Annotated in this window: 19 protein-coding genes; 6 read left to right on the top strand and 13 right to left on the bottom strand. The window is 34.3% G+C overall.

From position 1 onward, the window contains the following. Nucleotides 1-68: 68 nt before the first annotated feature. From bshA to BUA46_RS09910, 8 genes are all read right to left on the bottom strand, one after another. On the bottom strand, nt 69-1,205 hold the full coding sequence (gene bshA / locus BUA46_RS09945) for an N-acetyl-alpha-D-glucosaminyl L-malate synthase BshA (protein ID WP_019386403.1): 1,137 nt from the start codon (nt 1,203-1,205) through the stop codon (nt 69-71). Between the two features lie 19 nt (nt 1,206-1,224). Further along, nucleotides 1,225-4,143 (bottom strand): serine hydrolase domain-containing protein, encoded by a 2,919-nt coding sequence (locus tag BUA46_RS09940; RefSeq protein ID WP_019386404.1) that lies wholly within the window; start codon nt 4,141-4,143, stop codon nt 1,225-1,227. A 192-nt stretch (nt 4,144-4,335) separates the two neighbouring features. Beyond that, nucleotides 4,336-4,821, bottom strand: a complete 486-nt coding sequence (locus BUA46_RS09935; RefSeq protein WP_019386405.1) for a hypothetical protein — start codon at nt 4,819-4,821, stop codon at nt 4,336-4,338. A 9-nt stretch (nt 4,822-4,830) separates the two neighbouring features. Beyond that, nucleotides 4,831-5,487 carry a hypothetical protein gene (locus tag BUA46_RS09930; RefSeq protein WP_019386406.1) on the bottom strand — a complete coding sequence of 219 codons (657 nt, stop codon included), beginning with the start codon at nt 5,485-5,487 and terminating at the stop codon, nt 4,831-4,833. 10 nt (nt 5,488-5,497) lie between these two features. Continuing rightward, nucleotides 5,498-6,289, bottom strand: coding sequence for a (Fe-S)-binding protein (locus tag BUA46_RS09925; RefSeq protein WP_019386407.1), 792 nt, complete (start codon nt 6,287-6,289; stop codon nt 5,498-5,500). Between the two features lie 156 nt (nt 6,290-6,445). Continuing rightward, entirely contained in the window at nt 6,446-7,759 is a 1,314-nt protein-coding gene (locus tag BUA46_RS09920) for a 4Fe-4S dicluster domain-containing protein (RefSeq protein WP_026009915.1), read from the bottom strand. Between the two features lie 14 nt (nt 7,760-7,773). Then, nucleotides 7,774-8,736 carry an MlaD family protein gene (locus BUA46_RS09915; RefSeq protein WP_019386409.1) on the bottom strand — a complete coding sequence of 321 codons (963 nt, stop codon included), beginning with the start codon at nt 8,734-8,736 and terminating at the stop codon, nt 7,774-7,776. A 50-nt stretch (nt 8,737-8,786) separates the two neighbouring features. Then, nucleotides 8,787-9,896 (bottom strand): N-acetylmuramoyl-L-alanine amidase family protein, encoded by a 1,110-nt coding sequence (locus BUA46_RS09910; protein WP_019386410.1) that lies wholly within the window; start codon nt 9,894-9,896, stop codon nt 8,787-8,789. A gap of 171 nt (nt 9,897-10,067) precedes the next feature. On the opposite strand from BUA46_RS09910, the gene BUA46_RS09905 reads away from it, so the two are divergent. Together BUA46_RS09905 and BUA46_RS09900 are read left to right on the top strand one after the other, a co-directional pair. Continuing rightward, a complete protein-coding gene (locus BUA46_RS09905; protein WP_019386411.1) occupies nt 10,068-12,830 on the top strand; it encodes a putative LPS assembly protein LptD in 2,763 nt (920 codons plus the stop codon). 11 nt (nt 12,831-12,841) lie between these two features. After that, nucleotides 12,842-13,222: a RidA family protein gene (locus BUA46_RS09900; RefSeq protein ID WP_019386412.1), complete on the top strand. Its 381-nt coding sequence runs from the start codon at nt 12,842-12,844 to the stop codon at nt 13,220-13,222. 10 nt (nt 13,223-13,232) lie between these two features. On the opposite strand, the gene BUA46_RS09895 is transcribed toward BUA46_RS09900, so the two are convergent. After that, nucleotides 13,233-14,654, bottom strand: a complete 1,422-nt coding sequence (locus tag BUA46_RS09895; RefSeq protein ID WP_019386413.1) for a response regulator — start codon at nt 14,652-14,654, stop codon at nt 13,233-13,235. Nucleotides 14,655-14,785: 131 nt separating this feature from the next. On the opposite strand from BUA46_RS09895, the gene BUA46_RS09890 reads away from it, so the two are divergent. The 4 genes from BUA46_RS09890 (at nt 14,786) to BUA46_RS09875 (ending at nt 22,820) form a co-directional block, all read left to right on the top strand. Beyond that, nucleotides 14,786-15,826: a GMP reductase gene (locus tag BUA46_RS09890; RefSeq protein ID WP_019386414.1), complete on the top strand. Its 1,041-nt coding sequence runs from the start codon at nt 14,786-14,788 to the stop codon at nt 15,824-15,826. Nucleotides 15,827-16,031: 205 nt separating this feature from the next. Further along, nucleotides 16,032-19,361 carry a transglutaminase family protein gene (locus BUA46_RS09885; protein WP_019386415.1) on the top strand — a complete coding sequence of 1,110 codons (3,330 nt, stop codon included), beginning with the start codon at nt 16,032-16,034 and terminating at the stop codon, nt 19,359-19,361. 6 nt (nt 19,362-19,367) lie between these two features. Next, nucleotides 19,368-21,929: a circularly permuted type 2 ATP-grasp protein gene (locus tag BUA46_RS09880; protein WP_019386416.1), complete on the top strand. Its 2,562-nt coding sequence runs from the start codon at nt 19,368-19,370 to the stop codon at nt 21,927-21,929. Next, complete coding sequence (locus BUA46_RS09875; protein ID WP_019386417.1) at nt 21,930-22,820, top strand: transglutaminase family protein; 891 nt, start codon at nt 21,930-21,932, stop codon at nt 22,818-22,820. It begins immediately after the preceding gene. A gap of 7 nt (nt 22,821-22,827) precedes the next feature. Here the strand turns inward: BUA46_RS09875 and BUA46_RS09870 are convergent, their stop codons facing one another. The 4 genes from BUA46_RS09870 to BUA46_RS09855 all read right to left on the bottom strand — a co-directional run bounded on the left by BUA46_RS09870 (nt 22,828) and on the right by BUA46_RS09855 (nt 26,822). Next, on the bottom strand, nt 22,828-23,349 hold the full coding sequence (locus BUA46_RS09870; protein WP_019386418.1) for a nuclear transport factor 2 family protein: 522 nt from the start codon (nt 23,347-23,349) through the stop codon (nt 22,828-22,830). A gap of 127 nt (nt 23,350-23,476) precedes the next feature. Continuing rightward, nucleotides 23,477-24,013 carry a hypothetical protein gene (locus tag BUA46_RS09865; RefSeq protein ID WP_019386419.1) on the bottom strand — a complete coding sequence of 179 codons (537 nt, stop codon included), beginning with the start codon at nt 24,011-24,013 and terminating at the stop codon, nt 23,477-23,479. A gap of 122 nt (nt 24,014-24,135) precedes the next feature. Continuing rightward, nucleotides 24,136-24,468, bottom strand: a complete 333-nt coding sequence (locus BUA46_RS09860; RefSeq protein WP_019386420.1) for a hypothetical protein — start codon at nt 24,466-24,468, stop codon at nt 24,136-24,138. After that, on the bottom strand, nt 24,465-26,822 hold the full coding sequence (locus BUA46_RS09855; protein ID WP_019386421.1) for a hypothetical protein: 2,358 nt from the start codon (nt 26,820-26,822) through the stop codon (nt 24,465-24,467). The genes BUA46_RS09860 and BUA46_RS09855 overlap by 4 nt, the downstream gene beginning before the upstream one ends. Nucleotides 26,823-26,876: the final 54 nt, after the last annotated feature.

The following is a 26,876-nucleotide window of genomic DNA, read 5'->3' as shown; positions in this document are numbered from 1 at the left end:
ATTCTAAACATAAAAAAAGCACCATATCTTGGTGCTTTTTTATGTTTTAATTATATCTATAAATAGATCTATAAAACCATGCACTTTGCTAATGTGTCCTCATAGATGGCTTCATACTGTGGGACAATAGCATGTAAATCGAATTTTTCAGCCACTTTTCTTGCTGATTTTTTAAACGCTTTTAAACGCTCTTCATCACTTAAAATATACATGGCATTTTTAGTCATGTCTTCAACGTCTCCAACATTACTTAAGAATCCTGATTCACCATGAATATTCACCTCAGGTAATCCACCTGAATTACTCGAAATAACAGGAACACCAGAAGCCATGGCTTCTAAAGCCGCTAAACCAAAACTCTCTGTTTGCGAAGGCAGCAAAAACAAATCACTAAAACATAATATTTTATCTATTTCATTACTCCTTCCAAAAAATACAACTTTATCTAAAATACCTAATTCTTGACAACGGAGTTCTATTTTTTCTTTCTCAGGACCTTCCCCAATAAACATCAATTTTGCAGGTATTTCTTTTTGAATGTTGTAAAAGATACTGATCACATCTTGAACGCGCTTCACAGGCCTTAAATTACTAATGTGTGTTATGATTTTTTCATCATCATTAGCCATCATTCCTCTTTGACAATCGGTAAACTTATGATTGTATTTTTCTAAATCAATGAAATTTGAAACTACGTGTATATCATTCTTAATATCAAATAAACGTAAGGTATCATCTTTTAAACTTTGTGAAACAGTAGTAACAGCATCAGATTTATTAATACTAAAAGTTACAGCTGATTTGTAGAAAGGATGACTTCCAACAAGAGTAATATCAGTACCATGCAGTGTCGTTACAATTGGCACATTAATACCTTCTTCTTGAAGCATTTTTTTCGCCATATATGCAGCATAAGCATGCGGTATGGCATAATGCACGTGAAGAATTTCAATATCATGTAGCTTAACCATATCCACCAATTTACTAGATAAAGCTAATTCATAGGGTTGATAATGAAATAATGGATATTCAGGAACGGTAACCTCATGGTAATGCACGTTATTGCTTATTAATTCTAAACGTACTGGTTGATTGTAGGTAATAAAATGTATTTCATGTCCGCGTTTAGAAAGTTCTAAACCTAGCTCTGTAGCTACTACACCACTTCCACCAAATGTTGGATAACAAACAATTCCTATTTTCATATATGAATTTTAAGTGTCTTTAATTTTCAATTGCTTCGTAAATCAAGCGTTGAATTTCTGTTCTAATATTTTCTCTTAACAATAAATTTTTTCCAGCATGTGGAAATGTTCGATTTGCTAAAAATACATAAACTATTTCCTCTTCTGGGTCTGCCCAAGTGTATGTTCCGGTAAATCCAGAATGCCCAAAACTTGTCATTGAAATACAACCACATGTAGGACCATCATCACCTAATTGAGGTTTATCAAAACCGATACCCCTACGGTTATTATCATCACAATAATAGCAGGTGTTAAATTTATCAATAGTTTCAGGTTTTAAATAACGCTTACCGCCATAATAGCCTTTCTGCAAATACATTTGCATAATTTTCGCAACATCGTTGGCATTACTAAACACACCTGCGTGACCACCTACACCATCTTGCATTGCTGCACCCATATCATGAACATAACCATGTATTTTTTGGTACCGATAATAATCATCCATTTCTGTTGGCACAATCTTCTTACTACTTATTTTGTAATAAGGGTTATACAAGGTATAATTTGCTCCTAACGGTTCGTAAAAATGCGATTGTGCAAGCTCGTCTAACCTTCTGTCGTAATGTTGTTCTATAAATTTCTTTAAAATATAATATGGAAAGTCACTGTAACGATATCTTTGTGACTCTAATAACTCCGAATTTTTTATAATTTCAGGTATAGAATCCTGATAATCAGTTCTTAAAAATAAATTCTTAGTCACTTCAATATTAAAATTGTTGCTTCTTTTATTTCGATAATATTTTTTACTTGGGCGCTTGGTAATCGTGTCTAGAGTATGATAGTAGAATGGTTCCCAAGGACGTAATCGCGCATAATGTGACAACATACTTTTAAGAGTGATATGCGATTTGTTTGAATTTCTATACTCAGGTAAAATATCTGATAGTTTTGAGTTTAAGGATACGATACCTTGTTCTTCAAGCTCCATTAATAAAGGTAAGGTTGCTAAAATTTTAGTAAGGGATGCTACATCATAAATATCATCGAAGGCAACTTTTTCTTTACCGTTATATGTGTGTTTGCCAAAATTTTTATTGTAAATAACTTTCCCTTTTCTCGCCACTAACAACTGAATTCCTGGAGTCATCATTTTATCTACTGCGACTTGAGCTACTGAATCTATTTTTTTTAATTTTTCAGAATTCACACCAACCCGCTCCGGAATGGTATACCCTAACCTTTTTAATTCGTTATTGTGAATGCCTTCTCCTACTTTAAAATGATTTCCAATAGATACAGGTAGGTTTCCTTTAGAAGGGATGGCACCAAAAATAAGCTGTGCCGATTTACGTTGGGCAATTTCACTATTTTGATAACTTACAACGATGCTTTCAAAATTCACTAAACTCTTAAGACTAGAAAGTGCATATGGTTTAACAAAAGCATCTAGAATAACTGTATGGTTTTGTGCTATTTCGTGTAACCAAACCAATTCTTTATTGCTAAATTTATAAGATTTCCACGGATTATCATTAGAACGATGAAAACCTACAATCACTGTATTATAAGCTTTTAAGCTACTCATAAACGTATAAAGATTATCAGATTGAATCTCGTGAACTTTAGCATATTTTCTTAATTCATCTAAAAACGCAGAACCTGAGTCGTCACCCAATTTCACATAGGCAAACGTTTTGGTTTCAAGCCTTTGCAACGGTAATAAGTTATTTTTGTTTTTTACAACTGTTATGGCGTTTTCTAGCAATTCTTCGTATAAAATATCATCTTTAAGTCTGAGTAAATCTTTTGATAAATTATAAAGCTTTACAGGTTTATATCTATTTAAACCAACTTTATATTTGGCTTGAAGCACTTTTTTAACGGAATGCTCTAAACGAGACTCTGAGATTTTTCCATTTTTATAGGCTTCAATAATTTTTGCAACGCCGATCCCTACATCTTCAGACATAAGCATCACATCATTACCTGCTTGAAATGCTGCCAAATCAATATCTCCAGTTTCACTAAAGTTTGCAGCACCTTTCATGGTTAAAGCATCTGTAAAAATAAGTCCTTTAAACCCTAATCTTTCTTTTAAAATATCGGTTACAATATGTTTTGACAACGATGAAGGATACCCATCTCGAGGCTCTAAACTTGGCACGTTAAGATGCGCAACCATGACGCTGGACAGCCCTTCGTGAATTAATTTTTTATATGGGAATAACTCTATAGAATCGATGCGTTTTTCATTAAAGCTAATAGTAGGTAGTGTTAAATGTGAATCTTGGTCTGTATCTCCATGACCTGGAAAATGCTTTGCATTAGCCAAAACTCCGGCATCTTGCATACCTTTCATAAAATAAGACGCTTTTTCGGTCACATTATCCCGATCTTCACCAAAAGACCTATTTCCAATTATTGGGTTTTTGGGATTGGTGTTGATATCAACCACAGGTGCAAAATTAAAATGAACACCTAAGCGTTTGCAATGCTCCCCTATTTGTCTGCCTGTTTGTTCAATAAGCTTATTATCTTTTATGGCGCCTAATGTCATATTCCAAGGAAAGGCATACGTAGAATCTAAGCGCATGCTTAAGCCCCATTCTGCGTCCATACCTATAAGCAAGGGAATATTCGATAAAGCTTGCAGCTCATTATTTAGTTTAGCCTGTCTTACTGGACCACCATTCGAGTATATGATACCTCCAATTTTATGTTCCTTAATGGTTTTAATGACCTTGTTTTTAGTAGCTTGGTCTTGATTGGACATCACCTGAACCATATACAGCTGTCCCACTTTTTCCTCTAAAGTCATAGAAGCATATAAGCTATCGACCCATTTTTTTTGAGCAGCGTAGTCTGATGTTAAAAGCGGATTTTTAGTTGTTTGAGCAACCGAAAGGGCAAATGAAAATAAGGCAATAAATATTATAGTGATTTGACGCATATTTAGATTTTTAATGGGGATTACCAGTAATTACTAATACCAATAATAGCGCCAAAATAATACTTTTAAGAAGAAGATGAAAAGACTTTAAGATAGATTTATAAAGAAGTTTGTGAACAAACACGAACTATATTAAAACTGAGGTAAACCTTAAACTTGATTTGTCTTTAAATAAGTTTTAAGAATGAAACATTACTTTAAAAAACGGGCATGCCAGCTTTCGCTTGCAGGTACTTCCCAGTTTTCATTAAATTCTGCTACCGTGTTTACTAAATTGTTGAACACAATGGTGTTTTTAGACACAGCTTTGTCTTTTGCCATTTTACGAAAATCGGTAAGTGATTTGTGTGCAATGAATTCGCCTTGTTTGTAAGAGACATTCATTTTATCCATTAAATCGACGTTGTAGTCTTTCTCTAATTGTTGGATAAAATGTACCGAAGCATCTATCGAACAACCTGTGGCATTATTTAAGTTTTGATTTAAACCTATAACTATAAAGCGCTTATATTTAATAAGATAACCTGCTTGAAGATCACTACCATGTGCTGTCCAGTTTTCAATAAAGATATTTAGTTTAGCTTTTATCTCTTCCAATTCGGATTCAGAAAATGAACGATTGGCTTGGTAAATCCAAACGCGTGATTCTTCTGGTAATGTATTAAATTCTACTAGCATGAATGTGATTTAATCTATTAGTTCAAGGTATTTAACTACCTTCTTTTTAACGTATTTGCGCTCACTTAAATCGAACATATCTATTTCTTTATAATAGATATTAAATGACTTATTAAAGTTAGATTTCTTTAATAATTTATAACCATCAAATTGCTCATTTATTATAAAGGTATGCGTTTTATCAAAAGCATCTTTAACTTGAAAATAGGAAACCGCATCGTTACTTAAGGACAATAATTCGGCTTCTAATTGTAAGTCGTTATCGTTTTTTGCTGCAGGTGGTGGTGGCGCAGTTTCATCTTCATCTACATCGTCAATAATTTCACCTAACTGTTCGTCGCTAAATATGGCCATAAACTCAACACCACAAGTTGAAACCATTTGAATGCCTACTTCTTCGCCTAGTGCTTCAAAATCGTCTATACCACTATCCTTCATGGCTGAAGACTCAGATTTACGCGTGTTGTAACTTTTTAATAAACATAAACCCAAAGCAACTTGCTTTTGATTCATGGATTTATCTTGAGTGAAAGAGGTTTTGTCTTTTTTTATACATTCGCAAGTGTCTTCCGCCATTAATTCAATCACTTGTTCTCTGGTTTTGTCTTGTGCAAAAACATTCACAACAAAACATAGGTTTACTACTAATAAGGTGTATTTTAACATGGTATATTATTTATAAATCTTGGGCATTTGCAATTAATTCGGCAACATCCATTACGGCGACGTCGCTTTCTTTTTCTTTGGCTTTAATACCGTCGGTCATCATGGTGTTACAAAATGGACAACCGGCAGCGATAATTTCTGGTTTTACGTCTAAGGCTTGTTCTGTGCGTTCTACATTAACATCTTTATCACCTTTTTCTGGTTCTTTAAACATTTGCGCACCTCCTGCTCCGCAACATAAACCGTTGCGTTTGCAGTTTTTCATTTCTATTAATTCGGCTTCCAACTTTTGAATGAGTTCTCTTGGTGCTTCGTACACATTATTGGCTCTACCTAAATAACAAGGATCGTGAAATGTGATGCGTTTGCCTTTATATTTTCCGCCTTCAATAGTTAAGCGACCTTCATCAAGCAGAGTTTTTAAAAACTGGGTATGATGCATAACCTCGTAATTTCCACCTAGATCGGGATACTCATTTTTTATGGTATTAAAACAGTGTGGGCAAGCCGTAACTATTTTTTTTACTTCGTAAGCATTTAACACTTCTATGTTTGTAACGGCTTGCATTTGAAACAAAAATTCGTTACCAGCACGTTTTGCGGGATCGCCAGTACAACTCTCTTCGGTTCCTAAAACTGCAAATTCTACATTGGCTTTGTTTAATAGTTTTACAAAAGCTTTTGTGATTTTTTTAGCTCTATCATCAAAACTTCCAGCACAACCAACCCAGAATAGTACTTCGGGTTGTTTTCCTTGAGCCATGAATTCTGCCATGGTTGGTACTTTAAGTAATTCGCTCATTTTTTTTAGTTTAAGACCTTTAAAGTTTAAAAACTTTGCAGGAATTTGTTTTATGTTGTTTATCGCGTTAGGGATTGTAGCGGTATCCTTTTTGCGATGAAAAGCAAAAAGATAAAGTGAAAGCCCGACCCTTGTGGTAACGCCCTTATTATTTTATTATTCGTTTTTCCAGTTTAAACGGTCCATTTGGTTATAAGGCCATGGCGCACCGTTATTTTCTATATTCGTCATCATATTATTCAATTCGGTAGGCGCTGCGGATTGTTCCATAACTAAATAACGACGCATTTCTAGAATGATTGAAAGCGGGTCGATACTAACAGGACAAGCTTCCACACAGGCATTGCATGATGTACATGCCCAAAGTTCTTCTCGGGTAATATAATTATCTAGAAGCTGTTTACCGTCTTCTTTAAATTCGCCTTTATTAGCATCGATGTTTTTACCAACTTCCTCGAGACGGTCTCTGGTATCCATCATGATTTTTCTAGGTGATAATTTTTTACCAGTTTGGTTTGCAGGACATTCACTTGTGCAGCGTCCGCACTCGGTACATGTATAGGCGTTTAGTAATTGCACCCAATTTAAATCTTGAACATCGCTGGCACCGAATTTTGCTGGAACCTCATCTTCACTACCTTCGGCAGGTGCAGCAAAAGGATCGACATTAGAATCCATCATCATTTTTACTTCATTGGTAACTGCTTCTAAATTATTAAACTGCCCTTTGGGTTTTAAGTTGCCATAATAGGTATTAGGAAACGCCAATAAAATATGTAAATGCTTTGAGAAATATAAGTAATTAAGGAATATTAAAATACCAACAATATGCAGCCACCAAGCGCCTCTTTCTATAATGTGTAAGGTGCCTTCGCTTAATCCTGAAAACCATGGTGCCATATATTGACTAATAACATTACCAGAATTTAAGGCTTGAAAATTTACATCGGTGGCATTCATGACTAAAAATAACGTCATTAAAACCATCTCGAAATACAAGATATAATTACCATCGTTTTTTGGCCAGCTGGTCATTTCGCTTTTCCAGAAACGCGCTAGTTTTATTACATTTCTACGTAACCAAAACACAATAACCGCTATAAAAACTAAAACGGCTAACACCTCAAAACTACCTATTAAAAAACCATAAACCGATTGTGGTAATATTTGAAGACCAATGCGGTGTGTGCCGAAAATACCATCAATTATAATTTCAAGAACTTCAATATTTATAATTATGAACCCCACGTAAACTACAACATGCAATATCCCTGCAATTGGGCGACGCACCATTTTACTTTGCCCTAACGCAATCATCGCCATATTTTTCCAGCGTTGCGCTTTATTATCGCTCACATCGGTGTCTTGACCCAGTTTAATATTTCTCATTAATTTTTTTACATTTTTTGCAAAAAAACCAATTCCTAGAAATAGTATTATTATAAAAAGGAGATTAGGAAGATAACTCATATCTATGGCTTAATTTAGTCTTTAGTTTCAATCTCATTACCCTCGGCATCGTAATGTTTTGGCTTTTTTCCAAATAAAGAGAAATGCACATAACGTTTCGGGTTCAATTTCATGTCTTCTAATAACTGCTCGAGCTGCAAACTTGCCCCCTCTAAGTTATTATAAAGTCCGTCGTCTTCTAAAAGTTTTCCAATCGAGCCTTCTCCGTTCTTAATTTTATTAGAAATGTTATTGAAGTTTTGAATAGTAGATTCAAGATTTTTTATCGTTTCTTCTAAATTGGCATTCGCTAACTGGCTTGTTGTTTTATTTAAATTTGAAGAGATATTATCAACATTGGCTAAGGTATTGTTCAATTTTTCCTCGTTACTAGCCATCAAACTATTTAGTGAATTAGAAGTGTTTTTGAAATTCTGAATCACATCATTTAAACCTGCAAAACTCGCTCTTAAGTTGGCTTTTGTTTTTTCGTCGAAAACCTCATTGATATTATTGAGTAACGAATCTGCTCCTACCATCATGATTTCAATTTTTTCTTGTAATGGCGTTAAGCGCTGATTCACTAAAGCTGTTAAACCTGGCTTAACTGAACCTTCTAAAAAATCATTTTTTTGGGCATTTTCAGCACCATCAAAAGCAGGTATGATAGCAATGGCTTTCCCTCCTATCAATCCTGTTTCGTATAACTCTGCTTTACTGTTTTTTGAAAATTTAAAATCACTGTCAACCGACAATTCAATCTGTAATATTCCAGAGCCATCGCCTTTAAAACCAATACTGGTTACCTTACCTACTTGCAAACCATTAATGGTTACTGGTGTTGACGGCACTAAACCTTCAACATTATTATAACTTGTGTAAATAGTTAGTGAGGAACTAAGCAGGTTTTGACCTTTGAGGTAATTGAATCCAAAAATAAAAAGGACGATGCCTAATAATACGAGTATGCCTGTTTTAACTTCTTTAGATATTTTCAAACTGAATTCTTTAGAATAACAAATTTAATATAAATTTAAGAAGAATACCTTTAATTAGGAATGGATTTTAAAGCGTCGATTAAAGCTATTTTTTTTCCGTCTTTAAATGCTACAATAAAACTTGATGTATATCCTTTGCTTTTTGCCTCTTGTTCAAGGGTTTTAGTTGCTTCATAATCTGAAGAATTTCCATAAAAATATTTATACAAATTACCTTCTTTATGTCTAGAAATCACATCTAAACCTTTAAAATTATAAGGTTTTGTATCTAAAGCTTTAGAACTTGCGGCTATTTGAACTTTAAATGTGATGTTTTCAAGATTAGTGTCCGAATCTGAAATAACATCAGTTTCAATATCATTTAAAACATAGTCACTTACATTATTATCTATTCTACTTTTGTAATCTAAAATAGCTTCTACTATTGATTCTGCCATTTGTATTTGGCCTTTTTTAGAATTTAAATAAGCACCTTCTTTTTTATTTGTTAAAAAGCCCAACTCCACCAAAACACTAGGCATTACAGTTTGATGTAATACGATAAAACCAGCTTGTTTTACTCGACGGTCTTTTCGATTTAATTTAGAAGTGAATTTTTTCTGAATTAAGCTTGCTAATTGAATACTTTGATCGAGATATTCTTCTTGGCTTAACAAAATACTCATCACTGACTCTGGGGAATTAGGGTCGAAACCGGCATAGTTTTTCTCGTAATCTTCCTCCATAAAAATTACTGAGTTTTCCTTTTTAGCAACTTCAAAATTGGTTTGATTTCTATGTGTTCCTAATACAAATGTACCGGCACCGTAGGCCTGCGACGTATGAGAATCGCAGTGTACTGATACAAATAAATCTGCTTTTTCTTTATTGGCAATTTTTCCTCTAACAAATAAATCTACAAACACATCGGTTTTACGCGTGTAGACAACCTTTATGTTTTTATTTTTCTCTAACTCTTTACCAATGGCCAAAACTGTTTTTAAGGCAATATCTTTTTCTCTGTAACCATTACCAAGGTTTCCTGGGTCTTTACCACCGTGACCAGCATCCAACACCACGACAAATTTTTTAGAATTGTTTTGTGCCTCAACACCAGTAAAAGAAACTAATGTTAATACTATTATAAAAGATACGAAATGTATAATGTTGTTCGTTTTCATGTGGTAATTACTATTTTTTCATCTGGCGCCCCATCATTTCATCAAAGGCATCATTTTTGATAAAAACTAAATTCAATTTTTATGCCATTTTAACGACTAAAAAACCTTGTTTATTTTAAATTTAAATTTTTACTTGAATATTAAATTAATCCCAGAAAAATATATGTAATTTTGGCTTTTCAAAAACCGAGCCATACTTTTACAAAAATACATTTAAAAGCGTTGCGTACAAACAACTTTAAAATACTTTTTGCATTAAGTTTTACAGTGTTTATTAACACGTTAAGCTTCTCTCAAGACATCCCTAAAAAAGGAAAACCGCTTGATAGAACCGTAAAAGACAGTGTGAGTACAAATGTAAATGATCTTCTAATTCCGGCTTCAGAAAAAACTCAAGATACCATTGTAAAAGACTCTATAAAACCTAAAAAAGAGCTTTTAGAAAATATCGTAAAGTATCACGCCAATGATTATACGCGCTTTAGTCAAAAAAGGCAAAAATTGTATTTATACAACGAAGCGCGAATTGATTACGGCGATATGAATATTACTGCTGGTGATATTACCATAGATTATAACACAAACACGGTTTATGCCAAAGGAATTACCGATACTATTAATGGTTATACCCAAAAACCTGTTTTTACTCAAGGTACAAACGTGGTTGAACCTGACTCTATTGTATTTAATACTCAGTCGCAAAAAGCACTTATTTACAACTCTAAAACCGAGCAAGGTGAAGGAACTGTAGTATCAAATATCACAAAAAAAGAAAACGACTCGGTTTACTTTGTAAAAGACGCCAAATATACGACTGCCGAAAATCTTGAAGATCCTGAATACTACATCAAACTTAGAAAGGCTAAAATTGTACCTGGTAAAAAAATAGTAACCGGACTTGCAAACCTATTTATCTATGATGTACCAACACCTTTAGGATTGCCATTCGGATTTTTTCCTCAAAGTGAAACCCATACTTCAGGTGTGATTATTCCAACTTTTGGAGAACAAAACGATCGTGGTTTCTTTCTACAAAACGGTGGTTATTATTTTGCCATAAGTGATTATGTTGATTTAGCTGTTTTAGGTGATTATTATACAAACGGAAGTTATGGAACCCGCTTAGAAAGCACTTATGCCAAACGTTACAGATTTCGTGGTAATGTAGGTTTTAGGTATGAAAATTTAATTTCTAGCGAACGTGGTTTTCCTGATTATGCTAAAAATACGGTATATAATCTTAGATGGTCGCACAGTCAAGATTCCAAAGCAAATCCAAGTTCTCGTTTTTCGGCCTCAGTGAATTTAGGTAGTAGTACCTATTATCGTTCTTCGGTAAACCAAGTCAATTCTGGAGCGTTTTTAAATAATACTTTATCTTCTTCGGTCTCTTATTCCAAAACATTTTCTGGAGAACCTCAGGTTAATTATAGTTTAACGGCAACGCACTCGCAAAACACCAATACAGAAACGATTAACATGACGCTACCTACATTTCAGGGAAGTGTGGGCAGAATGTATCCATTTGCCTCTAAATCTGGCTCAAAAAAAGGAATATTTCAAAATATAAATTTACAGTATAACGTCAGAGGTGAAAACCAAATTCAAACTACAGATTCGTTATTCTTTAAAAAAGAAATGTTCGAAGAGGCTAAAGCAGGTTTTCAGCATACCATACCGCTTGCAACCAACTTTAAGCTATTTAAATATTTTAGTGCTAGTGCCAGTACGAATTTTAATGAGGTTTGGACGTTTAAAACCATCAACAGAAGTTACGACACTACAGAAGATGAAACCATAACTGAAGATGTTAAAGGGTTTGATGCTTTTAGAACCTATAATTTCAGTACAAGCATAGGAACAACCATTTACGGTATGTTTAATTTTGAAAAAGAAGGTCAGGATAAAAAAATAAAAGCCATAAGGCATGTTATGAGACCTTCTATAAGTTATAACATCAACCCTTCTTTTGATCAATATTATGATTCTTATGAAGGTGATGAAATTATAGATGCTGATGGAACAACAACAAGAGACATTATAGAATACACCCGTTTTGAAAATGGGGTTTTTGGTACGCCTAATAAAAACTTTTCAAGTTCTATGGGCATCTCAGTTTCTAACAATTTAGAAGCCAAAGTAAGAGATAGAGATTCTACGGCAACGGAAGCTAAAAAGATTACATTATTAAACAATTTAAATTTTTCAACTTCATATAATTTCGCAGGCGATTCATTACAATGGAGTCCGGTAAGGATGTCTGGTGGTACACAACTTTTTCAGAACAAGCTTAGTATTAACTTTAATGCCACACTTGACCCCTACGCTTTAGATAATAATAATAAAAAAATCGACAAGTTTAATATTGATAACGGAGGAAGTCTTTTTAGATTAACTAGTGCAAGTATGAACGCCAGCTGGTCATTACAAAGTAAAAAGGCGGATACTAAAGACAAGAAAAAGGACAGCGGTATAGAAGAAAATATTCGAAGCGGTGGTCGTGCAGACGATTTATTTGGCGTTTCAGAAGATTTTGCAAATCAGCAAATACGAGGCGACGAAGGTAAGGAAGAAGAAGATTCCGGTGAGTTATACAACTATAAAATCCCCTGGAATTTGAGGGTAGCTTATGCGGTAAATTATTCTAACAGTGCCAGACAAAATGAAATATCCTCCCACTCGCTTATGTTTTCTGGCGATATTCAACTGTCACCAAAATGGTCTATTGGTGGATCTTCGGGTTATGATTTAAAAAATGCTGGATTTACATATACGCAATTACGATTTGAACGTGATTTATTAAGTTGGCGAATGAATTTTAGTTGGGTACCTTTTAGTGATAGAAGTTCTTGGAACTTTTTTATTGGTATAAAATCTAGTTTACTTAGCGATCTTAAATACGAAAAACGTAGACAACCAGATATTCAGTTTTAAACTCTTTGCTTATGAAAACCATTATAACTACTGATAAAGCGCCTGCTCCTATTGGGCCTTATAATCAAGCCATTTTAGTTAACAATACCTTATACACATCGGGTCAAATAGCTATTAACCCTGAAACTAATGCCTTAGTTTTAGAAAACATTAAAGATGAAACGCATCAGGTTATGCAGAATCTTAAATCGGTTTTAGAAGCAGCAAGTATGACTTTTGAGAACGTTATAAAATCATCAATTTTCATTTCTAATATGGATGATTTTGCACAAATAAATGAAGTCTATGGTAGTTATTTCGATGATGCTAATGCACCAGCAAGAGAAACGGTACAAGTGGCAAGACTACCTAAAAATGTTAACGTAGAAATAAGTGTTATTGCTATAAAATAAAAACGTAAAATTATTCAGTCTCAATATCTTTGTGAGCGTATTTTACTAATAGCTTTTTTAACTTTTCAACATCAATAGGTTTTGATAAATAATCATCAATACCTGCGAGTTTCGCTTTTTCAATATCTTTCTCAAAAGCACTTGCCGAAACACCGATTATAGGTGTGTTAGAAATGGCATATTTTTCGGTTTCTTTTATGAATTTGGTAGCTTCATATCCATCCATATCAGGCATGTAGATATCCATAAAAATCATATCGAAATCTAATATTTTGTATAAATCTACAGCTTCCAATCCGTTTTTTGCGAATGTACAATCAGCGCCTTGTCGCTCTAAAATAAACTTGATGACCTTTTGGTTCATCCTATTATCTTCTGCCACTAAAACATTAAATTTATCGGATAAAACGGGGCGATGTATCTCCTCTTCAGATTTCACATTTAAAGTCTTTTTCAACTGTAAACTAAAGTAAAACGTAGAGCCTTCATTCTCTTTACTTTCAACTTTCAATTGCCCACCCATAATACTCACCAATTTATGAGAAATTATAAGTCCCATGCCGCCACCTCTGTAATCTCTTAAAATAGAATTTTTCCCAATGCCTTCAGTATTCATGAAAATACTTTTAGCATCTTTTGGCTTCATACCAATGCCCGTGTCTTTTATATAAAAGGTTATGATTTGATCGTTGTCTATTCCAACAGATTGGTCAACGATGATTGAGATTTTTCCTGTATGCGTGAATTTTATCGCATTATTAATCAAATTAATTAATACCTGTTGAATTCGAGCAGAATCAGCAAGTACTAAAAATTTACCGTTTTCTTCTGATAAAAATTTAAAATCAAATTCTAATCCTTTCTCCCAGGTTTGATATTCAAATACCTTAAAGAGCTTCGTTAAGTCTGCTTTTAAATCTACGGTTTTTAAATTCAATGTCACCTCCTCTTCATTAGCTTCAGCATTGTCGGTTACCATATTTACCAGTTGCAATAAATGCTTGGAAGAGTATTCGGCAATTTCAACTTGCGCCGATTGGTCGCTATCTAAATTAGTTTGTTTTAGCATATTTAGCATCCCTAAAACGGTATTTAAAGGAGTGCGCACTTCGTAACTCATGTTAGCCAAATAAATCGATTTATGATTCGCTAACTCTTCAGATAGTTCTAGCTTGTCTTTTAATTCCTCTAACCTTAATCTCAAATTAGATTTAACTACGTCGTTTTTAAGTTGATTTTTTAGGAAATATTGCAAAGCCAAAACTTGAATAATGGCTAAAATTAAGAGGAAGATTGCCGCACTTTCAGCATATATTTTTTTTTCAATAAAGAAAAATCCAATTATTAATATGGCAGCAATAGACACAAAAATGAAGATTGAAAGCTTCTTTTTCATTTTTATTTTGCCAATAGATTTAGGGAAAATCTTCATTTAGTGCATTTTTAACAAACATATCTATAATTATGGTAATTAACAAAACTATTCCACCTATTAAGCTTCGTATTTCTTCTGAATTTCTCTATTTTTAGATTATAATAAAAACTTACAATACAAATTAACTTATGCGCATTGAATACGAAATAAAATTAGGCTTTAAAGACGTGATGATTCGCCCGAAACGATCGACGCTAAAAAGCAGATCTGAAGTGACTTTAAACCGCGATTTTAAATTTTTACACAGTCCGTTAACTTGGGAAGGTATTCCTATTATAGCCGCAAACATGGATACCGTTGGAACCTTCGAAATGGCAACCGCTTTATCAAAACACAAAGTCATTACTGCGATACATAAACATTACAGTTTAGAAGAATGGGATGCGTTTTTAAACCAAGCACCACAAGGCATTGAAGATTATATAGCCATTAGCACAGGTATTGGTAAGCAAGATAACAAAAGATTAAGCGCAATTTTCACTTCACATCCGCAACTTAAATTTATATGTATTGATGTAGCTAATGGATACTCTGAGTACTTCGCAGATTTTGTAAAAAACGTACGCGCTCAGTATCCCGAAAAGGTGATTATAGCAGGTAATGTTGTTACTGGCGAGATGGTTGAAGAATTACTATTATCTGGTGCCGATATTATTAAAGTGGGCATTGGTCCCGGCTCTGTATGTACAACACGCATAAAAACTGGTGTAGGCTATCCGCAACTTTCGGCAATCATTGAATGTGCAGATGCAGCACATGGTTTAGGCGGACAAATTATAAGCGATGGTGGTTGCGCTTCACCAGGTGATGTGGCCAAAGCCTTTGGCGCAGGAGCGGATTTTGTGATGTTAGGCGGCATGTTAGCTGGACATAACGAAAGCGGTGGTGAAATCATTGAAAAAAACGGACAAAAATTTCGACAATTTTACGGGATGAGCTCTACAACAGCTATGGATAAACATGCTGGAGGCGTTGCCGAATATCGCGCTAGTGAAGGCAAAACGGTTGATGTGCCCTATCGTGGTGATGTCAATGAAACCATTCTGGATATTTTAGGTGGTTTGCGCAGTACATGCACTTATGTAGGAGCAGCTCGATTAAAAGAATTAACCAAACGCACTACCTTTATTCGCGTTGCCGAACAAGAAAATCAAGTTTATAAATCTTAAAGACAGCCATTTCTTTTTATTAGATTTCCATGTAAGAAGTAGTTTCAATAGAAAACTTACGCTTTTTGAAAATTTTCAATTTCAGGACACTAAATAAATTAAAATCACAATTAATGCCTATTAATTATATGACTATTTAAACGGTATTTCTGTAAATACTAAAAAGAAATAACTTAAATTGTAATATCAAAAAACCAATCCATATATGGCGCTTAAAGTAGTTATTTCGCATAAAACATTGTATAAATACGATCGTTCTGTAGCATTATCTCCTCACATTTTTAGACTTCGTCCTGCACCACATAGCAGAACACCTATTGAAGCCTATTCGATAAAAATAAAGCCTGAAAATCATTTCTTTAATTGGCAACAAGATCCTTTTGGGAATTACTTAGCGCGATTAACATTTCCGGAAAAAACTACCGAACTCTCTGTAGATGTTGAAATTATTGCAGATTTAAAAACCATAAATCCGTTTGATTTTTTTGTAGAAAAATATGCTGAAGAGTTTCCGTTTAAATATACCGAAACCACACAAAAAGAACTTATCCCTTATCTAGAAATAACAGATAAAGGCACTTTATTGCAGGAATTTTTAAAGACCATTGATTATACGCCTAGAAAAACCATTTACTTTTTAATCGATATCAATCGAAAAATATATGAATTTCTAAACTATAACATCCGTATGGATCCGGGTGTGCAGTCCTGTGAAGAAACCTTAGAACGCAAAAATGGGTCCTGTAGAGATTATGCCTGGTTATTTGTTCAGGTGATGCGTCACTTAGGATTGGGAGCGCGTTTTGTTTCCGGTTATTTGGTGCAATTGTCTGCCGATGAAAAATCATTAGATGGTCCTTCTGGTCCTGAAGCCGATTTTACCGATTTACATGCTTGGGCAGAAGTTTACATTCCAGGTGCTGGTTGGATTGGTCTTGATGCCACGTCTGGTCTTTTGGCTGGTGAAGGACATATTCCTTTGGCTTGTACACCATCGTTTGAAAGTGCTGCTGCCGTTTCTGGTATGACAGATATTTGTGAAACCGAATTCTTTTATGAAAACTCCGTAAAACGAATTTTTGAATCGCCCAGAGTTACCAAACCTTATACCGAAGAGCAATGGAACGCCATTTACAATCTTGGTTTTAAAGTAGAAGAACAATTAGAAAAAGGCGATGTACGTCTCACTATGGGAGGCGAACCAACCTTTGTGTCTATTGATGATATGGAGTCTCCGGAATGGAATACTGATGCCGATGGTCCACATAAAAGGGAGTTGGCTAAAGACCTCTCCGCAAAATTATACGACGAGTTTGGTAAAGGCGGTGTCTTACATCAAGCCCAAGGGAAATGGTATCCAGGAGAACCGCTTCCACGTTGGTCTATTGAGATTTGCTGGCGAAAAGATGGCAAACCCATTTGGAATACTAAAAACTTGTTATCGCTATTTGCTGATGATTATACCTTACCAAAAAATGCCGATAAAAAATTCCTGAAAACCTTAACGACCTATTTAGGCGTTTCAGATAAATTTATAAAGCCAACTTACGAGGATAGTTTTTATTTCTTGTGGGAAGAAGGGAAAATGCCTATTGATATTGATCCGACAAAAGACAATGGTAATTTATTAGTCAAAGATAAGTTAAAAGAAATCTTGAAGGAAGGCACTTCCAAACCAGTTGGTTATGTGTTACCCTTAAATAATTACAAGAATACTTGGTTAACTTCCGCTTGGAAGCTAAGACGAAAAAACATCTTTTTGATTCCTGGAAATTCACCAGTGGGATTACGATTACCATTAAAATCACTCATAAAAAAGGCGAAGCTAGAAGAGTTTCCTGTGGTGGAGCCCGACCAATTTTCAAAACCAAAAAAGTTTCCAAATTTCACTGCACAAGTGAACAAACGTTTTGAAGCGTTTCAGAATAATAAGGTTGAAAAAAGTGAAGAAAAATTCTTCATTCGTACCGCATTATGTTCAGAGGTAAGAGAAGGCAAGCTCTATTTATTTTTACCTCCTTTAGACACTGCTGAAATGTTTTTAGATTTAATGGCATCTATTGAAGCGACAGCTAAAGCCTTAAACATCCCTGTTATTTTAGAAGGCTACGATCCTCCAAAAGATAACCGTTTAGAATCTATGAAAATAACGCCAGATCCGGGCGTTATAGAGGTAAATGTACACCCAGCAAAAAATTGGAAAGAGCTTACTGATAATACCATAACGCTTTACAAACATGCCAAACAATCTAGACTAGGTACCGAAAAATTCATGCTAGACGGTAAACACACAGGTACTGGTGGTGGTAATCACGTGACTTTAGGTGGTGTTACTCCTGCCGATAGTCCGTTGTTGCGTAAACCGAGTTTACTACGAAGCTTATTAACCTTTTGGCAGCATCACCCGGGATTATCCTATCTATTTTCTGGTGCTTTTATTGGACCTACCAGTCAAGCGCCACGTATTGATGAAGCTAGAATGGAAAATCTTTACGAACTGGAAATTGCTTTTAGCAAAATCCCGAAAGGCGGCGATGTGCCGTTTTGGTTAACCGATAGATTGTTTCGACATTTATTAACCGATTTAACCGGAAACACGCACCGTGCAGAATTCTGTATTGATAAATTGTATTCTCCAGATTCATCGTCTGGTCGATTAGGTATTCTTGAACTTCGTGCTTTTGATATGCCGCCTCACCCACAAATGAGTTTGATGCAAAATTTGTTAGTGAGAACCTTAGTGGCTTGGTTTTGGAAAACGCCTTACGAACACGATTTGGTGCGTTGGGGAACCGAATTACACGATAAATTTTTAATTGAACATTTTGTTCGCGAAGACATCAAAGATATTGTACGTCAGTTAAATAAAGCTGGCTATGAATTCAGAGAAGATTGGTTCGACCCGTTTTTCGAATTCAGATTCCCACTTCATGGAATGACCACAATAAACCACATGCATGTAGAATTAAGAGCTGCTATTGAACCTTGGAATGTCCTTGGTGAAGAAATGGCTGGCGGCGGAACCGCACGTTATGTGGACTCGTCGTTAGAACGTATTCAAATAAAAATTTCAAACTTTGTAGATGAAAGATATATTGTAACTTGCAACGGCGTAAAAGTGCCTTTAAAAAACACAGGTGTAAAAGGTGAATATGTATCTGGAATCCGTTATAAAGCGTGGAATCCGTATTCAGCATTACATCCAACCATTGGTGTTGATGCGCCTTTAGTATTTGATATTATTGACACTTGGAACAAACAGTCTATTGGAGGTTGTACCTATTTTGTGGCGCATCCAGGAGGGCGTTCGTATGAAACGTATCCTGTAAATAGCTATGAAGCCGAATCGAGACGTATTAATCGTTTCTGGGGCTTTGGGCATACACAGGGTGATGTGGTCCCAGATCAAGACGATAAAATTACTAAAAAAGAATACCAAGGTATTCAGAAGAAAACAAGTTTAAAAAAGTTTAAATATAAAGAGTTGCCCATTAATTTTGAGTTTCCAAACACGCTCGATTTAAGAAAAAAATAACACCCTATGTCCATAGATTCAAATACACTATTTCAAAATTATTTTTCTGATTTTAGAAATTATGATGAAGTATTGAAATCTGATATGTCTATAAACCCCAATTGGGAACGTTTGCTTACAAATTTATCTCAAGTAGGACCGAATAATCTCAATGCGAAGCAAGACGAAGTCAATTGGTTAATGGAAGAAAATGGTGTAACCTATAACGTGTATAACGATCCTAACGGGATGCACCGTTCTTGGGGATTGAACATCGTGCCTTTTTTAATTCATCAAACGGAATGGGAAAACACCATTGAAAGAGGTCTTCAACAGCGTGCCGAATTATTAAACCTCATTTTAAAAGATATTTACGGGGAAAGAGCACTTATAAAACATGGCATTATACCGCAGGAAGTGATATTTGCACATCGCGGATTTTTGAGGCAATGCGATCAAATTCAATATCCAGCCTCTAAAAATTTACTCATTTATTCGGCAGATTTAGCCAGAGGACCAGACGGCCGTATGTGGGTGGTAAGCGACCGAACGCAAGCACCATCAGGTATGGGTTATGCTCTAGAAAATAGGTATGCGCTTAACAGAGTCATGCCCAATATCTTTCAAAATATACATTTGAAGCAACCTTCGCAGTTTTTTCATGAGTTCAATCAAATGCTTATTGATGCGGCGCCTCAAAATAAAAGCAATCCTAATATTGTGATTCTAACTCCGGGTCCGCATAACGAAACCTATTTTGAACATGCCTATTTGGCTTCGTTTTTAGGGTATCCGTTGGTTATGGGTAACGATTTAATTGTTAGAAATGGCAAGCTTTGGATGAAAACCTTAAAGCAACTCAAACAAGTTGATGTGGTTTTAAGACGTGTGGACGATGTGTTTATGGATCCTTTAGAATTACGTGAAGATTCTTATCTCGGTGTTGCTGGCCTTATGGAAGTGGTACGAGAACAACAAGTCAGTATCGTGAACCCTATTGGTAGCGGTATAATTGAAAACTCGGGGCTTATCCCGTTTATGAATGCCATATGTAAATACTTTTTTAACGAAGATTTAATTTTACCACAAATTGCGTCTTGGTGGTGCGGACAACAAAAAGAACGCGATTACGTCTTAAATCATTTGAAAGATTTAGTCGTGAAACGTATCGACAGATCGAATAGAGAAAACATCTTTTTCTGTGAGTTTTTAGATGAAACGGCGCTTAATAAACTCAGACAAGAAATAGAACAAACACCCTATCAATTTGTCGCACAAGAAAAAATATCATTCTCTACAGCGCCAAATTTCACCAATGGTATTTTAGAACCCAGAAAAGTGATGTGCAGAACCTTTGCCATTGCTAAACAAGGCGGTTATAGTATCATGCCCGGTGGTTTAGTGCGTGTGGCTTCAGAACGCGAAAATTTGTTTGTGTCCAACCAACGTGGTGGCATCAGTAAAGATTTTTGGGTGGTTTCTGATTCGCCTCAAAATTACATTCAAAATTATTCTTGGGACAATGCTTCCAATCAAACGATATCCGATATTAACGATTTACCGAGTCATACAGCAGAAAACCTGTATTGGTCTGGACGCTATTTAGGGCGTGCTTTAGTCACCGCGCGTTATTTACGCATGGTGCTGAATCGTATGACGCAAGAGCAATACAACAACCGAAAATCGGAATCTGAAAGTTTAGAATTGTTGTATAAATCCATAACACACATCACCTCTACTTTTCCTGGTTTTGTTGGTAAAGGTTCAGAAAAACGCTTAAACAATCCTTTGGAAGAAATTGTGTCGTTAATGCTCGACGAGAAGCGTTACGGGAGTTTTGCACAAACGCTTTCAAGTTTTAATAACTCGTATTATTCTTTACGTAGCTTATGGTCTAAAGACATGTGGCGCGTTTTTGATGGCATTAATAAACAATGGCGCAAATTTAAAGACGCCGAAAATTATTCGGTGATTGAGCTTTCCAAAGTTTTAGACCGCATTATTACCAGATTGATTGCCTTTATGGGGCTTATTGAAGAAAGCATTTTAGTCAACCAAGGGTTGCTGCTTTATTTTATAGGTTTACAAACCGAACAAGCCATGATGAATGTGGCCAAATGCCGTTCGTTATTGGTTTCTAATTACAACGAGCAGCTGCAATACGAAATTTTAGAGTCGCTATTAACCAGTCATGAAAGTCTTAATATTTACCGTTATAGTTACCGTTCGTATTTGAGTTTAGAGAATGTGATTAAGCTTATTTTATTAGATAAAGATTACGCCAAATCGTTGACTTATCAAATCAATCGGATAAAGAAAGATATAGACCGACTCCCCTATTCTGAAGGCTCAAACCAAGTTTCTATTTGCCAGCAAAAAATTGATGAAGCGCATCGTAAAATGCAAAGCTTAAATATTGAAAACTTGCTGCTTCTGAGTTCTGATGGTAGTATTCGACCGAATTTAGACGATTTATTAGCAGAACTAAGCGATTTGCTGCATAACACCTCTATGGCGATTTCCGATACCTATTTCAACCATTCGTATCAGCAAACTCAATTGGCTAATCAAAATTTCCCCATAACCTAAATGTTATATCGTTTATCACATACCACGAGTTATAAATACGAAAATGGCGTTACGTTTTGTCATAACATTGCCACGTTGAAACCGAAAGATATGTTGGGGCAAAAAGTAGTGAATTATGCTTTAGAAATTCATCCGAAACCGACTGACTTTTCAGAGAAAACAGACTTTTTTGGCAATACCATTACCCGCTTTTCAATTCAAGACTATCATAAAACCTTAAAGGTAATTGCGGTAAGCACCATTGAAAAAGATCATACGCTAATGCCCGATATCCACCAATCTGTTAGTGGAAAAAGCATCACCTTATCGGAAGGTTTGCAGCATTTAAAACATCAAGATCCGGGATTGTGGGATGTGAAGCAGTTTATTTTAGAATCTGTGCTTATTGCGAATATTTCGCCAGAAATACGAGCCTATGCCGAAGTCTCTTTTCAGCCCAATCGGTCTATTTTTGAGGCGGCTTACGAATTGATGCAACGCATTTACACCGAATTTGAGTTCAACCCAAATGTTACAAATGTGGCGACGCCTATTCACGACGTGATTTTGCAAAAGAAAGGGGTTTGTCAAGATTTTGCTCAAATTGCTATTGCTTGTGTGCGTTCGGTTGGGTTGCCCGCGCGTTATGTGAGTGGTTATATTGAAACTTTACCGCCACCAGGAAAAGAAAAACTTGTAGGTGCCGATGCGTCGCATGCGTGGTTCTCGGTGTATATCCCCACTTTTGGATGGGTAGATTTCGATCCTACAAACAATCAAATACCTCAAAACCAGCACATTATTACCGCTTATGGTCGCGATTATTATGATGTGCCGCCTTTAAAAGGTGTGATTTACAGTTCTGGTGACAACAAAATGAAAGTGGCTGTCGATATCAGGCCTGCGGTTTAAACGGTATTTATTCGGCTGCTTCCGGTTGCTTTAGCTCCGAATGGTGTTCGTGCACAATTCTCCAACCTTTATCGGTGTTTAGAAATAACAAGGTCATTTGTTCGTTAACCACCGCGAGGTCTTCTCCAAATTTTAAATGAAAATCGGTGTGCATGGTCACGTTCGCGACGTTATCAAAAACGGCAATTTTCATGTCGTTCACATCGAATTTCACCACTTCGGTAACTGAACCAAAAACGCCGCGTTCAAATTTTTCATTCTCAGCGCCATCATTTCTAGGTTCCCCATTTTTAAATTCTGTGAATTTCGGGCCATAGGCATGGAAGGAAATGAGTTTATCCAAATCGCCATCCTTAACACTTTGTAAAATACTGTCCATCGTAAGTTTTACAGCTTCTTGAGCTTCTGGGAAGGGTTCATTTAAAAGGTCTACAGGGGTTTCAACAACCATTGCTTTGTCGGTTTGCTTGCAATTGGTTATGGCCAAAGCCAAAAGAATAAGCATCATCACTAATGTTCTTGATTTCATAATTTCGTATTTATTTGATTAATAGCTAGTTATCAAGGTACGAAAAATAAAATGGAGGGTGTGATTGTTTTGTGCTTTGCGGCATTAAAAGAATTGACTAAAGCCATAGTTTTAGATGAAACTAATCCTAGTTGATGAGAAAATATTCCACGTTTAATAATTGGATGGAATTAATTACAGCTAAGTCTAAAGAACTTTCTTGATCGAAAGTTAAAATACAACTTGAATTTGCACCAATTTCAAGACAGGGCACCGAAGCATAATTAGAAAAACTGGCTGTTGTTACTAAGCCATCTGCATTCATGGTGAGCATAGGCACTCCAGAAACTGCATAGTCGTTTGGATTATTTAATTTGATTTCGAATTGTAATCGCGATGTATTGTTGCCTGTATCCGGTGTAAACTCAAACTTTAAAACTTCATACGTGAAGCCTTCTAATGCAGGGGCTTGAATCAATTCTGGTTCTGTGGGTTCTGGAAAATCACAAGGTAATTCTTGCGTCGTTTCATAACTATACGATTGATTATTTATAAAATAATATTGCGGAATGGTTATGGTTTTCATGCAATCAGCATTATCATTAGCTTTATCATCACTTGATGAACATCCAAATAGGAATACGGTGCTGAAAACTAAAATGCCATTTTTTAGGGTTGTGGTCATTATTAGGTTTTTTGATTTAAAGGTAACGTTAGTAAATACAAAGCTAATAGAAAATCTGATTGGATTTTCAAAAGTAAGCCCGCAATAGCAATTAATTATACACGTTGTTAATCTCTCGTGTTTTAAAAAGGTAAATCATCATTTTGTTCTTCAGTTTCATCATCTGTTACATTTACTTCACTATTTATAACAATAGAAGCATTGAATTTTTCATAAATTTCATTAATAGTACCTTTTATTAACTCAAGTTTTTCAACATTTTCTTGGTCTTCAAAATCATCATATTCTATTTCAAGATTTTCTTTTTCTGTTATAATTTCTAGTAGATAGTCAATTAATTCTTTGAAGTTTACATCGTTAGATGTATGGATAGTAATGTCTTTTATCGATTGAGTATCTCTAGAAAAATTAATTTCTAAATTAGATTCGTTGAACTTGTTTTTTACTTTTATCATGAGTTAAGTAATTTTTTTATGTTGTATTTTCTAGAACGCATATCAAAAATATATTTTCCGCCATCCAAATTATCTATTATTAATTCTTGATTTTCTTTACGTTCTAAAACTAATTGTTCATATGATATTTTTTCATTTTCATTTTTTGCAAGTATTATATTTTCAGAATCACCATAAACAACTATAGAAGGATTATGGGTAACTATAATAATCTGCTTCTTAAACTTGTGATCTCTTAATAATTTAATAAGGTCTTCATTCTTGAAACTATTGCCTAAATTATCTTCTGGTTGGTCAATCATCACAAGTTTACAATTCTCCTGTTGAAGAATTGTTTTTAAGTACATTTCTGAATTATAACCCGGTGATTTATTTTTAGAATTTCCATTTACGCCATAATCTAAATATGAAGTAGGGGAATTAAATTTTTCTAAAATTATATTCGTCGAACTTATTATCTTATTTGCTAAAATCTGCTTTGAATACTCATTATAATTTTTTATTTGAGAATTGTCTTTTACAAGACCTAAATAATTTATATAGATTGTACTATCTGAATGTCCAAAGTTTAAACAACCAATAATTGAATTAGATAAATTAATATTATTTTCTACTTCTAATGTGAGTTTAACAGATTCATTAATTTCAATATTTTCAGCTGTTTGATATTCATAATTTTGTAATATTTCAGTTGTTCTATTAAATTTTGATGCTGATTTAAATAATTTATTACAAGATGTTATTAAGTTGTTTCTACGTTCTATAGAAGCATTTTTTGCTCGTGATGTTGAATTTAGTTGGCTATTTTTTTGTCTAATTATTTGATTAACATCGTTTATGAAGCTAACCCTTTTCATTTGAAGATTCTTTTTTAGTTGTATTAGTTCTTTCTTTTCTAGAATCAATCTTTCAAATTGCTCGATTAATTCTATTTCTTCAACTAAAAATTCAAATACTTTATCTTCTCTTAAAGTTTCTGTATTAGATGATATTTTATTTAAGAGATTATCTTTTTCCTCAAAGTCTATAGTATTTATAGCTGAATTTATTTCAACGAAATAAAAACTATCGCTCAACATATTTTCAAAATCACCTTCTTGAATTGAAAAATCTTGGTGATATGAATTGTTGAAATCATCAAATTCATTTGATAATTGTGACCTTCTAGATTTGATATTTTCTTCTGCAATTGTTAGTTCTTCATTTTTTTCTGATTCTTTAACCAATTTAGTTAAGTCGCCTTCTTCAAAATAATTTACTATATCTCCTTGATTTATGTAGATTATTTCGTCACTATTAAAATGTAAAGAATTTTGATAATTTTGACTATTAGAAGCTTTTATAAGTGAGTTTAAATCCTCTTTGTGATACCTGTTAAATTTATGCTTGTTGTTTTCTATTTTTTTTCCAATAAGATTAAATAATAAACTTTTTCCGGATGAAGCACCTCCGATAATTGCATTCAAATTGGGACTAAATTCTATTTCACAGTTTTCAACATCTTTTATATTTTCAATTTTAATAGATGAAATGTACTTATTTACATTTTTTAGTAAATCTACATCAGTTTGTTTTCTAATGCGTGATAAAGGGTCGATACAAGCGAATCTTAAAGTTTCATAAGTTGGCTCTCCTTTTAAACAATAAAATTCATGTGGAGTTCCACTTTTGGGAGTTGGATATATATTACAATTGTGATTATCTGAAAAATTTATAAATGCTTCGTCTTCTTTATTTTGGAAATCAGGTTCTTTTAATTTGTCAAACCCTGCGTTAATAATTTGAGTACTTTTTTCCTTAACTTTTTCATGAGCACATTCCATAAGTAAAACCATTTCTTGTGCTTTTGCAATATTTGTTGGTTTATATGCTTCAATAATGTTCTTATGACCAGCAGCATGAGGAATATAGAAAAATTGATATGAACTGAACAATTCAAAAACTTGGTCAATGGTTAAATTTCTATCTTTCATATCAATACCATTAGTTGCAAAATGAGTTTCAATTATATTTGAAATTTCATTTGCTTTAATGGTGTTATTTTCATTAAATATTAAAAGAGTATGGTAAGTTAAAAAACTGCCGTCATTTTGCTTAACTTTTATATCAAATTCACACCCAACTAAAAGAATTGGGTCGCCTTCAGAAAATGAGTTATAATAATCTTCATAGGCTTTAGAATTGATAATATTATGGTCGGTAAGTGAAAATAATTTAACATCATTTTTTATTAGTTTTGATTTTAAAACTGATATGTCAAAAGTTCCGTCATAATCATTCGGTTTTGTTTGATTACTAAAGTCAGTGTGAATATGTAAATCTACTTTAAACCAATCAGAGTATTTGTTTTTCATTTGAGTTCATTTCAATGCAGTTAGTTTTTAACATGAAGCACAACGGTTAAGCAA

This window comes from Algibacter luteus, from assembly GCF_900141715.1.
Taxonomy (GTDB): domain Bacteria; phylum Bacteroidota; class Bacteroidia; order Flavobacteriales; family Flavobacteriaceae; genus Arenitalea; species Arenitalea lutea.
This window is presented reverse-complemented; position numbering and strand designations above follow the sequence as displayed.

Coding starts and splice junctions, on each gene's coding strand:
- bshA (WP_019386403.1), bottom strand. CDS start 1,205: ATGAAAATAGGAATTGTTTGTTATCCAACATTTGGTGGAAGTGGTGTA.
- BUA46_RS09940 (WP_019386404.1), bottom strand. CDS start 4,143: ATGCGTCAAATCACTATAATATTTATTGCCTTATTTTCATTTGCCCTT.
- BUA46_RS09935 (WP_019386405.1), bottom strand. CDS start 4,821: ATGCTAGTAGAATTTAATACATTACCAGAAGAATCACGCGTTTGGATT.
- BUA46_RS09930 (WP_019386406.1), bottom strand. CDS start 5,487: ATGTTAAAATACACCTTATTAGTAGTAAACCTATGTTTTGTTGTGAAT.
- BUA46_RS09925 (WP_019386407.1), bottom strand. CDS start 6,289: ATGAGCGAATTACTTAAAGTACCAACCATGGCAGAATTCATGGCTCAA.
- BUA46_RS09920 (WP_026009915.1), bottom strand. CDS start 7,759: ATGAGTTATCTTCCTAATCTCCTTTTTATAATAATACTATTTCTAGGA.
- BUA46_RS09910 (WP_019386410.1), bottom strand. CDS start 9,896: ATGAAAACGAACAACATTATACATTTCGTATCTTTTATAATAGTATTA.
- BUA46_RS09900 (WP_019386412.1), top strand. CDS start 12,842: ATGAAAACCATTATAACTACTGATAAAGCGCCTGCTCCTATTGGGCCT.
- BUA46_RS09895 (WP_019386413.1), bottom strand. CDS start 14,654: ATGAAGATTTTCCCTAAATCTATTGGCAAAATAAAAATGAAAAAGAAG.
- BUA46_RS09890 (WP_019386414.1), top strand. CDS start 14,786: ATGCGCATTGAATACGAAATAAAATTAGGCTTTAAAGACGTGATGATT.
- BUA46_RS09885 (WP_019386415.1), top strand. CDS start 16,032: ATGGCGCTTAAAGTAGTTATTTCGCATAAAACATTGTATAAATACGAT.
- BUA46_RS09880 (WP_019386416.1), top strand. CDS start 19,368: ATGTCCATAGATTCAAATACACTATTTCAAAATTATTTTTCTGATTTT.
- BUA46_RS09875 (WP_019386417.1), top strand. CDS start 21,930: ATGTTATATCGTTTATCACATACCACGAGTTATAAATACGAAAATGGC.
- BUA46_RS09870 (WP_019386418.1), bottom strand. CDS start 23,349: ATGAAATCAAGAACATTAGTGATGATGCTTATTCTTTTGGCTTTGGCC.
- BUA46_RS09865 (WP_019386419.1), bottom strand. CDS start 24,013: ATGACCACAACCCTAAAAAATGGCATTTTAGTTTTCAGCACCGTATTC.
- BUA46_RS09860 (WP_019386420.1), bottom strand. CDS start 24,468: ATGATAAAAGTAAAAAACAAGTTCAACGAATCTAATTTAGAAATTAAT.
- BUA46_RS09855 (WP_019386421.1), bottom strand. CDS start 26,822: ATGAAAAACAAATACTCTGATTGGTTTAAAGTAGATTTACATATTCAC.